Raw genomic sequence first — 16,317 nt, 5'->3', positions numbered from 1 at the left:
GCTAATTACTTCTTAATGAAGTTAGCTTCCTTAACATATTTTCCTTTAGCAGTAATGTAATATTTCTTACCATGAATCGAAACTGGATCACCATAAGTCTTAACCAACTTATGCTTCTTCAGCACTGTCTTACCTTTACGGTCGCCATATTGACTATAAACATAAGCATTGTGCTTCAATTTCATCTTCTTGGCATTAACATTTGCTGCCTTGACATACAAACCATCATCAAGTACGTAATAAACTACACCGTTAATTAACTTAGTACCTGTCGTAGTAATCACTGTGCCTTCATTGAAAATCAAGCCATTGGCACGTTTACCATCTTGATCATAAAGATAGGCGTTGTGCATGATCTTCTTTTCAGTTGCAGCAGTTGTCTGGTCACTAGTAGTTGCTTCTACCTCAGTAGTTGTGATTACACTGGCTTCAGCAACATTAGCAGCCTTAACCAATTCACCCTTGCCAATGATATAGAACTTCTGTCCACGAATTGTGATTGCACCACCGTAAGTTTGGATTGTCTTGCCCTTCTTCAAGTCATGTAACTTCTTAATTCTTTGACCATACTTGTTATAAACATAAGCATTATGAGTTAACTCGGCATTAACGCTATTAACATTAGTAGATACTATGTAGTACTTTTTGTCATTAGCACCCTTATCAATAACAACGAAGTAATCCTTGTCGCCAATCTTTTGCTTGCCAGAAATCGTAACCACAGAACCTGCTTTCAGATCAACCTTATTGCAACGTTTACCATTTTCATCATATAAGTAAGCATTGTGCATCAAAGTAACATCTTCAGTTGGCTGTGTTGGTGGAATCGGCATTGCAATTGAAGACCCTGAATCATTACTACCAATAATTGAATTAATGATTGCAGAATCAGTGTAATCATTCTTGATTTGATTAATAGTGTCATCGCGATCACGATTAATTGTACTAATATCAGAATCATTCTTAATCTTATCTTTACCCTTTTGGGCATCTTGCTTAACGCGATTCTTCAGCTTGTCTTTTTGATCCTTACTCCAATTTTTGTTGTTGTCAATTGCTGTATTGGCTGCAGTAACTGCATCGTCAATCGCTTTATCGGCATTATCTTTAGCAACTTCTGAATCCTTGTTGATAATATCAGCTAAATTACTATCTGAAATAGAGTTAGTAATTTCTTGAATAGCATTTTGTTCAGCAGTGGTGACATCTGTCTTATTCTCTGCCTGATCAATAGTGCCTGGTTTACCAGTAGAACCATTTGCATTATTAACAATATCATCAATTGCTTGATCAACCTTATCCTTCAAAGCTTGTTTTTCAGCATCAGTATACGGTGTACCATCTGGCTTGTTGGTCAAATGGTCAATTTTATCCTTAACTCTGTCAGCTGCTCCTTGAACAGTTAACTTGGCAATTTCTTTTTCACCAGCTAATTCATGTTGTTTAGCAGCTTCGTGGTCACCGTTTTGCAAGTCATGCTTAATTTGTTCAGCAGTATCATCACGAATTTGTTGTACCTTGTTTTGATCAGCACCGTTAGCAACAGCAGTATCATGGGCCTTGTCGATTTGAACCACTTTATCATTGTCAACTACGTTATTGATTGTATCTTTGTCAGAATGCAAATCCTTAATCTTATCAATAGCATCATTACGAGCATCACTAACTCCAGTTGAATGATGAGCTTGATCAATTGTGCCATTATCGGTTTCATTAGCATCGTCAAGCAAATCTTGTGCGGCAACTAATAATGCCTTTTTCTTATCTTTAGCAGTTTGTGAATTATCATCAGGCCACATTTGGTCGATCTTCTTCGCTGCTGTATCGTAAGCACTTTGTACGGCACCTTTACCAATAGAACGTTCACCAGCCAGCTCTGACTTGTTAAGTTCATCGGCAGAATCGCCTTGCAAGTTGTTAAGTGCGTCCTGATAACTTCTATCCAAAGCAGATATATCGGCATCATTGCCAAGTCTGTCTTTAGCTGCTTTATAAGCTGCTTTTAATCTGTCTTCAGCTGCCTTCTTTTCAGCAGCCAATTTACCAGCATTGTAAGCATCCTTAATTGCATCTTGTTTACCATTAACATTTTCATGGTTAGTATCACTACTTGCAATTGCATCAAGGGCGGCCGAGTCACTGCCCAACTTATCTTTAGCTGTGTCTTTTTCTGCATCAACCACATTAGCTAAACCAGAATTTTCGGCAGCAGTGTACTTACCATCAGTTACCTTGTTAACTGCATCCAAAGCATCTTGCTCTGCCTGATCAATCTTCGCTGCTTCGTCACTGCCCTTAGCAACACCTAAATCGTGACGCGCTTTATCAGCTGCTGCTGTAATATTATCACGTGCTGCTTGTTTATCATGACGTTCTTGTTGAACGGCTGAATCACCATTAACAATTGGTGCTAAAGCAGCTTCATCATTGTTGTTACTATCATTTTTGATCTTGTTGATTGCATCAAGCGCTGCTTGCTTGGCAGTATCAACTGCACCAATACTATCAGCTCCGTCGATTGTATTGCCTTCATTGTTAGCCTTATCGACTTCATGTTGGATTGCATCCTTGATGGCTTGCTTTTCGGCATCAGTATACGGCGTGCCATCCTTATGATTAGTTAGTTTGTCAATAGCTGCTGCTGCATCTTTACCAGCTTGGGCAACATTTTGCTTAGCCTGTTCTTTAGCCTTACTCAAGTTATCAGTATCACTTGATACCTCGTCGATACCATCCTTACCCGTATTATAAGCATTTTGGATAGCATCTTGTTTGCCACTGACATTCTTATCATCAGTATCAGCACTAGAAACTTTATCAATTGCATCTTTAGCTGCATCTAATTTATGTTTAGCATTAGCAATTGCTTCGTCTTTTTCAATTTGACTTAAACCAGAAGTATGTTGAATTGCTTCCGCAGCTGCAGTTTCTTCAGTATCTAACTTATCTTTAGCTGTGTCTTTTTCGGCGTCAACCACATTAGCTAAACCTGAATTTTCGGCAGCAGTATATTTGCCATCAGTTACTTTATTAACTGCATCCAAAGCATCTTGCTCTGCTTGATCGATCTTCACTGCTTCGTCACTGCCCTTAGCAACACCCAAATCATGACGCGCTTTATCAGCTGCAGCTGTAATATTATCACGTGCTACCTGCTTATCATGACGTTCTTGTTGAACGGCAGTATTGTTGTTAACAATTGGCGCTAACGCATCTTCATTATTGTTGTCACTATCATCTCTGATCTTGTTGATTGCATCAACTGCATCTTGTTTAGCAGTGTCAACACCGTCAACTGTATTAGCGTGATCAATTGAACCATTATCAGAACTATTTGCCTTATCAACTTCATGTTGGATTGCATCCTTAATCGCTTGCTTTTCGGCATCAGTGTATGGCGTGCCATCCTTATGATTAGTTAGGTTATCAACGGCGGCTGCTGCATCTTTACCAGCTTGGGCAACATTTTGCTTAGCCTGTTCTTTAGCGGCAGATACAAGATCTGAATCAGTATTTAATACTGTTTGATCTGCATCTGAATTACCAGAGCCATTTGCGGCAATCGTATTCAAAGCATTATTCAAAGCACCACTGACAATTGCATTATCTTTAGATTTTAATGCTTGCAATTCAGTTAAGTCACTTGGATTAGCATTTGTGGCATCAATTGTACCCGGTTTATCATTGGCACCATTTGCATTAGCAACATTTTGATCAATTAACTTGTTCAAAGCTGCTTGCTCGTCAGCAGTATATGATGAACCATCTTTATGCTTCAAGTTCTTAATATTATTCTTGGCAGCAATAGCGGCATCTTTGACAGCACCCTTTGCAATTGCTTGTTCGGCTTTTCGTGCAGCTTCTTTAATAGCAGCAACACTATCACCATCAATCGGTGTATGGTTGTTGAAAGCATTATCTAAGTTAGTCCTATCAGCACCATCAGGTAGGTTAACCTTAGCTGCATCATAAACAGTTTGCAAGTCTTTTTCAGCTTGGTCTTTAGCTGCTTGCAATTCACGATCATGTTTAACATTTTGATCATTGTTTAAAGCAGCTTGGTTCTTATCAGTACCATCAGTTACGATATCAAGAATATTTTGCAGAACATCCTTACGAGTCTTATCAATATCAGTAGTAGAGTCTAATGAACCTTTATTACTATCAGTACCATTAGCTTTATTAACTACATCTTGAACAGCGTTAGTTAAAGCAGTTTGTTCATTAGTAGTGTATGGCTTCTGTGTATCCTGATGCTTAATGTTAGCAATTAGCTTATTAGCTGCAGTTTGCGCATCTTGAACAAGACCTTTAGAAATGCCTACTTCACCAGCCTGTTCAGCTTCAGCAATCTCAGTAGGCTTTGAATTATTACCTAATTTATCAATTGCAGCTTGTGCAGCAGTGTTAGCAGCATCAATCTTTGAAGTATCAGCATCTTTACCAAACTTATCATGCAATTCTTGAACAGCCTTATCATAATCTGCCTGTAATTTAGCCTTAGCCCGTTCTTTTTGAACTGCAGAATCATTACTAATAGCATTATGATCAGCCTCAGTTGATCCTGTGGAATCATTAGCAATTGTATTCAAGCCATTGTTTAAAGCACCGCTAACTATTGAACCATTAGTTGAATTCTGAGCATCACTGACTGAAATACCACTTAAATCAGCGGCAGCATGGTTAATAGTTTCATTAGCTGTTATGGCATCTTGGTCAAGTAAATTATTCAAAGCATTCTGTTCAGCTTCTGTATATGAACTACCGTCTTCATGCTTCAAATCTTTAATCTTGTTCTTACCGTTAGTTACTCCATCAGTTACAGCACCATGAGCAATTGCTTGTTCGGCTTTTTGTGCAGCTTCTTTAATAGCTTCAACACTATCACCATCAATTGGTGCATGGTTGTTAAGGGCCTTGTCCACTTCAGTAGTGTCAGCATTAGGACCATATTGTTCTTTCAGCTTATTAACTGCTGCATCATAAACAGTTTGCAAGTCTTTTTCTGCTTGCTTCTTAGCCCGTTCTTTTTGAACTGCAGGATCATTACTAATATCAGTTTGCGCAGCATCAGTTGATCCTGTGGCATCACTAGCAATAATTGCTAAATTATCGTTCAAGATGCCACTAACTGAACCATCACCCGTTGCCTGCTCAGCCTCAGTTTGACCAATACCTTCTTTATCTTTTGCCGCATTAGCGATTTCACTATTTGCCTTATTTACATCTTGAGTAATTAATGCATTCAAAACTTGCTTTTCAGCATCAGTGTAAGGTGTATTGTCGTCATGTTTCAAAGCACCAATACTATCTCTAGCAGCTTGAGCAGCAGCTTGAACAGCACCCTTGGCAATTTCACGTTGTGCCTTTTCGGCATTATGCTTAATCTCTTCAGGAGTTGAACCCGTAACTGTCTTATTGTTATTAAAAGCCGCATCAAGAGCACTAGTATCCGCACCTTTAGGCAACTTATCTTTAGCTGCTTGATAAATAGTTGCTAAATCTTTTTCTGCTTGCGCTTTAGCACGATCACGTTGAACTGTTGGGTCATCATCCAAAATACCGTTAATAGTACTGATATCTTTGTAGTCGTTACCAATCTTATCAATAGCATTATTCCGAGCACCACTAGCGTTCGTATCATCAGTAACAGCTAAAGAAGCTTCAATTGATTCATCAGCATTTACAGTTGAGTGATCAATGTTGTTCTTACCAGTTGCCTGCTCCTTAGCCACTTGGTCCTTTAAGGCTTGCTTTTCAGCATCAGTGTACAGTGTATGATCTGCCTTGGCAGGTAAATTCCCTTTATCAATCTGATCATTTGCATAAGAAGCAGCATCGTCTACGGCAGCCTTGTCAATATTCTTAATGCCATCATCAACATTCTTCAAACCGTCAAGCGATAAACCATTTAATACCGCAACTTCATGATCATGAGCTTGATCAAGTGTTCCTCCTTGCTGATAAGCACTACCCAATTTTTGTTTAGCGGCTTCATAAGCATTATCAAGCTTTTGCTTAGCCTTGTTCTTAGCATCAGCAAGAGCACCAGCACCAGCAGCATTAGCATTACCTGTAACGGTATTCATATCATTAATGACATCGCCTTTAGCAGCATCAATCTTGTGCTGATTACCAATTGTATCGCTATCGTTTGGTGTAACACCTAAGATATTGTTGATTGCGGTCTGGGCATCCTTATCTACCTGATCCTGATATGGTTTCTTTTGATCAGGAGTCAAATTGTTATTAGTATCAATTGCATTATTAGCAACGGCTTGAGCATTTTCAACTTCTTTAATTGCCTTGAGTTTGTTCAAAGCAGTTAAACCAGCATCATAAGTGTTAGTTGCATCTGCAATTGAAGTAGCATGACCATCTTTAGATTTATCAAGTTTAGCAATACTGTCATTAACTGTAGCAATTAAGTCCTTATACTTAGACTTCTGAGTTTCTGATAGGCCAAGAGCGTCTAATTGACCATCCAGCCCTTCAACGCCGTCTGTACCATTCAGAGCATTATCAGCTTCATTAGCAAACCACGGATAATTATTATTAGCATTCTCAGAAAGAATATCCCCATTAACCCAATCGTTAAATTTCTGTTGAATTGCATCAGCTAGTTTTTCCTGTACAGATGTAGGTAATTTGTTACCATTGGCATCCTCAGTTGGGATATTAGCTAACTGATCATTAGCATTATCATAAAATTCTTTGATCTTCTGCTTTGCAGCCTTCTTTTGTTCAGTTGTTAATTGTGAACGATCAATGATTGCTTCGGCAGCTTCTTTTTCCTGTTTTAACTTCTTGGCAGCATCACTCTTGTGACCGCCAATTGCAGCTTGATCAACCAAGTTCTGAATCTTGTCTTTAGTAGTATCTTTAATACCATCTGGCGAATTCGGACCAGTTGTATCCGTTGCGTCATTAATTGCAGTCGTTGCGTCACTAACAAGTTTATCAATAGCAGCCTGATCCACACCATCATGGGTTTTAGCTTCATTTGCAGCAGTTTGAATATCAGCAAGGTCTTGCCGCTTCTTAGAATCTAACTTGGCATTATTCAAAATTTGGTCAATTGCTTTTTCACCATCAGATTCCGCAGCAGCAACATTAGTTTTACCAGTATCGTAATCAGCTGACACTGGATTATCTGGTAGTGATACATCATTAATATTAGTTGCAGCATTTTGCCGAGCTGTTTCAATTTGCTGCTTATAATCAGCAATTTCTTCTGGCGTTAAACCATTTGGATTATCTTCACTTTGGACAAGCTTATCAATAGCATCTTCTTGCTGTTTTGCATAATCATTAAGTGCCGCTGTTTGCTTATTCTTCTCATTTAAGAGCTTATACGGTAATAAAGCATTATCAATCGCAGTTTCACAATCTTTTTCGGTTTGATCTAAGTCATTCTTAGAAGTATCCAAACCAAAGATTGTGTTTTCACCTTGACGCTGTGCATCATGAACAGCAGCTTGGGCATTAGCAATATCACTATCGGTTAAGTTAGCGAAATCTGGATTATCCTTTGAGATAGGTTCGTACTTAGGACGACCATTAGTGCCATCGTTACCATTCTTAACATCACTAGCATGTTGCTTTAACTTCTCAATGGCTTGCTCTTTATTATCCCAATTAGTTAATAAGTTAGATAGCTTATTGACGCCGTCAGTAGCATCTTGATCCATCTTACCAATCGGGTCATCAGCGTCACTACGATCATGATTAATGTTGCTATTAGCTTCATTCTTAATGCTATTAATTTGGTTATAAACTTGTTGCTGTTGTTCAGGGGTCATATTTGGATGCTTATCAATATATTCCTTAGCTGCATCATTTGCCTTTTGAACTTCAGCTGCAACCTTATCAAGGTCAGCCTTCTGGGCTTCATCCTTAGTAACATCATCATTAATAGCATTCAATGCTGTTTCACCAGCTGCTTCAGCAGCATCAATGGCAACATGATCTTTAGCAGCATCAATCTTACCTTCAGCATCACTTAACGCATCATCAACTTGCTTATTAAGACCACCTTTACCGTCAGCGCCATTAGCTTGGGTTTGACTTAACTTACCCGCAGCAAGATCATCACTGATTCTGTCCTTAATCTTTTGCGCTAATGCTTCAAGTTTACTCTTAGCGTCATTAACAGCAGCAGTATGAGCGGTATCGTTTGCACCACTAACGATATTAATAATCGTGTCTTCAGTATCACTAACAATACTATTAATGGCATTCTGATCTTTTGCATTGTTAATCTGATACTTACCACCGTTCGGATCTTTAGAAATTGCATGGTTAATGTTGTCAATGGCAGTTTGCTTGTCATGCTGTGACAACTTATCGTCTGGAATCTTGTTAATCTGGTCAATAGCATTTTGCGCAGCTTGATCTAATTTCTTATCAGCATCATTCTTAGCTGCCTGCAACTTAGCGTCATCTAAAGCTTCTTGAATATTAGTTAAACCGGCATCACGATCGCCCTCTATAGCAGCAACAGTTGCATCGCCATTAACCGCATCAACAGCATCGTCGTGTGCACTTTGTGCTTGTTGCTCAAAGTCATTCAATTGATCAGAAGTCAGGTGATCCTTTAAAGCGTCAATTTGGTCAAGAACACCCTGATCCTTGCCATTACCGTTTAACTTATGATCAAGTGCGACAATTGCTTCTTGTTGAGCAGCGCTAATCTCACTAGCATTAGTAGCTGAAGCAGCCGAATTAATCTTATCAATCTTATCTTTGTAGTCATTAATCGTCTTAGTTACATCATCAGGAGTTTGATCATCATTGTTAATTTCATTAACAGCATCACTAACAAGTTTATCGATCTTAGCAGCACCACCGGTACTATCAGGATTAGGCAACTTATCTTTGGCGTCTTCACCATATTGGGTAATCTTGTCCTTACCTTTAATCTTAGCTGAAGCGAGTAAGGCTGGCTTTTTGGCGTTGTTAACATCAATATTAGCACCGTTAACCGCATTATCAATGGCTGTCTTATCTTTAGCAGCTGTAACTTGGTTCTTGCGATTAGTTCTAGCTGCTTCGATTGCTTTATGAGCCGTATCAAAGGCAGCAGCTGTAGTAGAATCAGTCTTTTCTTGATCACTCAGAGTAGTCCATTCATTGTCTAACACTGTATTAGCAGCATCACAGGCAGCATCAATGTCCTTATCGGCCTGATCTTTCAATCCTGCAAGATATGAACTATTAGCATTAGCTTCAGCAGTAGCGATAGCATCTAACCCATCACTTTCAGCCTTGTTGGCCTTATCAATTGTATCTGTCTCGGGCTTGTCGATTTCCTGTTTAGCATGATCGCGTGCATCGTTGATTGCTTTATGAGCATCAGCCTTGGACTGATCATCTAAGTCAGATTTATCAATCCGATCATTAGCCTCCTGCGCAGCTTGGTCTAAATCAGCTTTATCATTTTGCTTAACTTGATCCAGACCTTGGGCACTGTCAACAACTTTATCCATATTATCGCAGCCGTCAGTTGCAGCTTGAGCAATATTATCTAAGTCAGTGTTAGCAGAATCGTTAACTTTACCTTGCGCATCATCATGAGCTTGCTTGATCTTCTGCTTTAAAGCATCCTTGCTTGTTGAATCCAAGTTCGTCAAGGCGTCTATCGCAGCATTATCATCTTTTAGCTTCTGATCAAGCTTCTTGTTAGCAGCATTCTTGGCATTTTGCACATCAGCAGCAGTTTGATCAGCTTGAATATTAGAGTTACCAGTATTTAAAGCTGAAGTAACATCGTTAATACTTGTAGCAGAGTTAACTGCATCTTTGGCATTGCCAAAGTCAGTTTCAACTTTATCCTTTAAGACGTTCTTCTCATCAGTACCAAGGTCAGTTAAACCATCAATGTGCTCTTTAGCCTTGTTGGCTGCAGTTTGCAATTGAGTAATTGCATCATTTTTATTATTAGCCAAAGTAAGATTATCAATATCAGTAGTGACACCGTTCATTAAGTCGATGTACTTATTGGCATCAGTATCAAGCTTACTCTTATCGGTTTCATTCTTAATAGCCGTTGTACCTTGCGTATGGTAGCTGTCAATCTCACTGATCATGTCATCATGCTGCTGTTGTGTAATCTTACCATCAGCAAGAGCATCATCAACTACCTTGTTATCTGCAATTTGGGCAGCATTTAATTTATTAATAGCATCTTGCTTAGCAGCAATTAAGTCAGCCTTGTTGGCGTCTTGTGCCATGTTGGTTGCACCAGTTTGCTCAGCAGTATTGGCCTCAGCAGGAGTCTTAGCAGCATTAATATTGCCTAAAGCTGTCTGATAATCATGCTCAATCTGGCTAATCAGGTCTGTCTTATCAGTTGGACTAACTTGAGCATCCGTAAAACCATTAACCTTATTTTCGGCAGCTGTCTTAGCATCATCTAAATTTTGTTTAGCGGTTTGTTTAGCAGTATTAAGCGCATTTTCAGTATCTGTTTTATCAGTGCTATTTAGTGAATCAGCATCAGTCAAAATATCGTCAAGATTTTTAATTGCTTGACTCTTTTGCGCATCAACTTGATCATCATCACAAGTTGCTAAATTACTCAAACCATTAGTCCAAGCTGTATTAGCATTAGCAATCAATTGCTTACGGTGTTCATCAGTTAAGTCAGGATACTTGGTCTTATCATTAAGAGCATCAACAACATTCTGATGTTCAGCATTAACTGCAGCAATTGCAGCCGCACGGTTAGCTTTATTAGTAGCATCAGTTACAACACCATTTAGGTTAGTCAGACCATTATTTAAATCAGTCTTAATACTACTGATACCATTAGCTAAGGCCGCATCCTTAGCAGCTTGATCTTGAGCATTAGTTACAGCAGCATTTGCTGTGCTTTCATCAGCATTAATATGATCTGTTGCACCAGTACCATTGGCATTAGTTACAAAGTCGTGCGCCTTACTCTTGCCACTGGCAATCTGATCAGGAGTCAAATTGTCGCTAAGGGCATCAAGCTTATTGCCAACTTCAGTTTCCTTATCACTTAATTTAGCATTAGCCTGATCCTTAAGGGCAGCCAAGATGGCTAATTTAGCAGCATTTTCGGCATCTTGAACTTGACTAGACGTATCAGGGGCAGTCGTTCCCGCATCTGATACATTGTCAATTGTCCCTTTATCTGCTGTTGCATTATCTCTAGCCGCATCAATAGCAGTGTCAGCTTTAGCACCTAAAACAGCTTTAGCATCTTCAGCAAAACCTGCAACCTCAGCTTTAGCAGCAGCCTTATTAAATCTATTTAGGACACGCTGTTGACGATTATTGATAAAGTCCTGCTTATCAGAACCGTAAATTGAGTTCTTATCGCCTTTATCAGGTTTCGTATTCAAGGCAGCAGTCTTAGCATCATCAATTTCCTTGTTGTATTGTGCCTTTTGCGCTACCGTTGCGTGTGAATTATTTACACGAGTATGTGCTTGAGTAGCCGCGTTCTCAATGGCATCACTAGCAGCAGAGTACTTAATAATGTCATCAATAGCTTTTTCACCATCTTGTTCGGCAGCTTCGATTGGACCATTACCATTGGCATCAGTGTCTGTTGCGTTAAAGATATTCTTAGCGGCTTCTTTAGCAGCATTGACAATATCAGGCTTAGCAGCTGGTTTCTTTGAAGCTTGAGTGTTCGTATAATTAACCAGCTTATTCAGCGCATTGTAATACTTCAACGTTTGATCAAGTAAATCTTGTGCTTTCTTCTGTTCACCTAAGGCAGTACCAGCAGTAGCAGTATCACCTTCCTTAGTCGCCTTATCAATCGTAGCTGTTGCTTTAGAATCAGTCTGATCACCAGCAATTGAAGCTGCCTGATCTAAATTATTATTAAGCTTCTTAATGCCATTAATAATATCAAGATCTGTTCCAAGACCTAGACTATTAAACTTACCTTCCAGAAGTGAAATATTATGCCGTAAACTATCATAAGTCTTACCGTCATTATCAGTTCCACCATTGATTTGAACAGTAATATGCTTCTTCAAACCATCTTTATAAGTCTGAATTGCTTGATCGATTGCTGCGATACCATTTTTAACATCTGAAATTTGGTCATGGTTATCAGCGTTAGCATTAGCATGAGTAGTATCCTGCAAATCTGCAATGGTAGTTTCACCCTTAATCGTAGCCTGATAGGTATTATTAACTTTATTAATAGCAGTTCCACAACTTGGGTAATTATTTACAACACTGCTAGCATACTTTTGCACTTCAGAAGCAGCATTGGCCTTAGCAACAGTTAAGTCAATTGCCGTCTTAGCATTAGCAACATTAGTACTACCAGTAAATTCGCTACCGTCGCCTTTAAAGGTTAAGCCCTTAGCAACATCACTCTTAGCATTATTAATGTCACTTTGGTAAGTAGAACCAGCAGGTAATGTTAAACCGGTTAACTCCTTACCCTTATTGCCAGCATAATTTGTAATCGCATTCGGCAAGCTTAAGTTATATTTAGCAAAAACCTTTTGCTTAATACTATTAACAACCGTGTCCTTATTAGAGCCATCAGCTGCTATCGTAGCAAGTGCAGTATTAATATCATTATCAGTAAAGCCGGAATCTGCACTTATAAAGTTAGTAGTATCAACACCTGCTTTACCCAAGTCAGTCTTTGCTGCTGCAATATATTTTTGAATATCTTCTTTAGCTTTAGCTTTGTTTTGAGCTATATTACCTGCTGCGGTTAGAGCAGTTTCGGCATCTTGTTCTGCTTTATTAATTGCATCTTTACCAGTTGCTGCATTAATTTTATTCTTTTCTGCATTAATAGTATTAGTTAACGAATTATCAGTTAACTTATGATCACTAACAAACTTATCAAGTTTACCATCATATGCGTTATGATACATAGTATCAATTGCACTTTGAGCTCGGTTAATAACGTCATTAATCGCTGCATCGCTATTATCATCAGTTACACCATAAATAGAATTTGTTTTGTCTGGATTTGGATTGGTATCATCTGTACCACCTGCAATAGCAGCATGATAAGCTTGATCAATCTCATTCCTATAAGTACCATCAGGATCAAGACCAGAATCAGCTAAAATATTTAATGCATCTTGATATGCTTGATCCAGTTGCTTTCTTTCATCATCAACTGTATCTTTAAACGACTTCTTCAACAGATCGACACTGTATGGTTGAGCATCATTAGCATACCCAACAAAGTTGGCTTCTGGTGTTAATTCTAATTGTGCTCCAGCCATTAGTTTATTAAATACATCTGTTGGAATTGTAAAGCTAAACGTATTGTCACCATTAACTTTAGCTGCAAATTCAGTTGATAAAGTTTCTTTAGGGTCATTTGTTGATACTGGGGTCACAAACGGTAAATCAAACGGTAATGTTAATGAACCCATACCATCTGGTAGCGGCCAAGCTAAATTAGCAGGTAAACTAGCTACTTTATTGCCACCTAATAAAACAGCATGATTCTTAAAATCAAGAACTGCATTTCCGGGTACATTTGTACCATTAAATTTCATACCATTTTTTGGTACGGTTAAAGTTTGCTTAGTACCATCAATCTTTAAGCCTGCAGGTAAAGTCTGCGGATTACCAACCAGATCTGTACTTGCATAAGGTGAGCTAAATTCTCCCGTTTTGGTTGGCTTATCAACTTGATATGGACTCTTCCAAGTTTGACCATCTAAAGTTGAGCCAGTACTATTGAACTTAGCAATAACATAAGCATCTGTTCCACCATCAACTAATTTATTAAAGACCGTGTCACTCTTTGGACCATCTTTTGTCTTGTCATAGCCAGTAATTGAACCCGAGATTGTTCTAGAACCATCTTTATTAACAGTTACTTTAGCATCTTGAATTCCCAAAAATCCGGATGGATTGGCTGGAATCATGTGAATGTAGTTGTACCCTGGATTATCTGGGTTAGAGAAGGCATTTTGAATAATAGCTGGGAAAATTTCATCAAAAGAAATCCCCGCTAGACTGGTTAATAAAGCCGTTGGGTCTTGGCCACCCAATGCGCTTCCTAACACACTTCCTAATCCAGCAAGAGTTGGATCGGTGCTAATATCATTTACAAGGCCGGTAATCATATCATGTGTTAATGGCGTTGTACCGTTAAGCAGTTCCATCCTGTTAACACCAATAGTTGCTTTATTACCAGTCGTCTTTTTAACATCTAAAATATGAAACGGTGGCAAAATAATTTGCGGCAAACCTGGAAAATCAAAAACCTGACGGACATTCATGATCTTAATATCACTATTACCAATGATACTGGCTGCCTTATTCGCATGAGCATCTAGTATCAGGCTTTGTGGGTTATTAACAGTTAAAACACCCTTCGAAGAATCAAGGTCAACTAAAGTACTGGCACCAGTTCCTGAACCTTGAGCACCTTCGCCTTCCAATGAAAGATTAAGCGTTCCGTTTTCCAAATCGGCTTGACCAGCAATGTACAGTAAGGTACCGGCATATTTTTGCATATTAGTGCCAGTTATATTCAAAGCTCCATGTGAATTAACTTGAATATTACCACCATCATAAACTACAACACTAGCTTTACCAGAACCATTATCACTAACATCACCATTGGTTTTAACGTTAATGGCACCACCATCTTGAACAGTAATTGTAGCCGCTGCGTCAGATAAGATAATAGCTGCAGCTTCATGATAATCCACTTTACCTGTAAATTGATCACTTAATTGCACATCAGTAATATTAGGCTTAGCTGCATTCTCATTTGTCTGTCCTACATTAATATTAAGGTTAGCATCTTCGTTAATTAATACTTGGCCTTTAGCCGTCATATAAATACCGGCTGCCTTAGTGGTATTTTGAGCAGAATTACCACCTTTAGAACCATCAGCATTAGCAGCTGGATTTAAAGTAACTTGGGCACCTTGCTCTAAAGTTACTTTACTATTAGTACCATGCATTTCAATTACGTTGCCGTAAGTGGTTGTTCCTACAAAAGTACTACCCTTTTCAAAAGTTAAAGATTGGTTACTGTTACCTTGAAATTCAAATAACTGCTGGTCTTCACCATCACCATTAACTTTAGTGCCATCTACTTGACTTGTATAAGGCATTGGAACAGTTTCAGCAGTATTATGACCGAAGAAATGAATATCAGTATCGTTATTACCAGCATATACCATCTGATTACCGTGGAAGTCAACATCTGTAAAGTTAAATGTTGATACATTAAAATATGAATCTGCTACGCCATAATCACTTGCACAGTACAAAGTTAAGTTATCATAAGATAAAGTGAGATGCCCCTGACTACCTTTATTACCTGAAGAAACACGTGAATTTTTAAAATCAATTATGTAGCGCTTATTATCAGCTGGATTAGATTCAATCGTTAAACTACGATCACCTGACAACGTAACTGGTTGATCGCCCGTAGCATTAGCATCATTAACAATATCCTGCATAATTTCAATTTTAGTAATTTGCGTATTGCTAAAGGCATTCAGCAAATCTTTCCAGCTACTAACATAAGCAGTTTGACCATCTTGTGCGTCAGCCAATTGCTTTTTCTTGTCGTCCTGATCTGGAGCAGTCGGTTTGTCACCATTAGTGATGGATACTCCTGTAGCGGCTGGATTAGTAGTAACTGGTTTTTGACCTGGCTTAGCAGATGTTGCTGTAATATCAGTGTTAGCCGGCAATTTATCATCCGCTGGCTTGTTGGTGTCAGCTGGAGCTGTAGCATTATTATTAGCAGCAATACCACTTGCAGTATCAGCAGTATTTACGCTATTACTACCAGTAATATCACCAGCAGGCTTAGCGTCTGCTGGTTTTTGTGCTGGTGTCACTGCTGAACTAGTAGCAGGTTTTACAGCATCACTAGGTGTAGCTGTTGGCTTAGTAACATTACCGTCACTAGCACTTACAGTAGCGCCATCACTATCCCGCAAAAACTTACTCAATTTGGCATAAGTATCAAGCTTTTGACTACCATTATTAGCCTTTTTAGCTTGCTGTTTATTGCCACTAGCTGTCTTAATGGCATCACGTGTTGGCAGCAGCGTCTGCTTATCTGACGACGCAACATTTTGGTTATTTGCTGTCTCGACTTCCTTAGCAGGCGTAACTGTATCTGCTTGGACACTTTGGCTATTTATACCAAAGAAAGTAAAGCCAAGCAGCACAGAAGCTGCACCAATACTTAGTTTACGTATTGAAAAACGATCCTGCTTAGCTTGCATTTCCATCTTTCTTAATCGTTCGTTGAAATTATTTTTTCCCAACATAATATCTCCTTTTGATTAAAGTTATACGCGTACTATTGTATTT

General features: G+C 38.8%; 1 protein-coding gene. It reads right to left on the bottom strand.

Annotated elements, in window-relative coordinates; all coding sequences use genetic code 11:
• Positions 1-5 precede the first annotated feature (5 nt).
• Positions 6-16,274 (bottom strand): SLAP domain-containing protein, encoded by a 16,269-nt coding sequence (locus OZX76_RS04255; protein WP_277181254.1) that lies wholly within the window; start codon positions 16,272-16,274, stop codon positions 6-8.
• Positions 16,275-16,317: the final 43 nt, after the last annotated feature.

Origin of the sequence: Lactobacillus sp. ESL0677 (assembly GCF_029392875.1) — a bacterium.
In the GTDB taxonomy this organism is placed as follows: domain Bacteria; phylum Bacillota; class Bacilli; order Lactobacillales; family Lactobacillaceae; genus Lactobacillus.
Note: the sequence above shows the minus strand (reverse complement) of the source record. Positions and strands in the feature narration are given on the sequence as shown.

Excerpts from the sequence above, each read along its gene's own strand:
- OZX76_RS04255 (WP_277181254.1), bottom strand. The coding sequence starts at position 16,274 with ATGTTGGGAAAAAATAATTTCAACGAACGATTAAGAAAGATGGAAATG.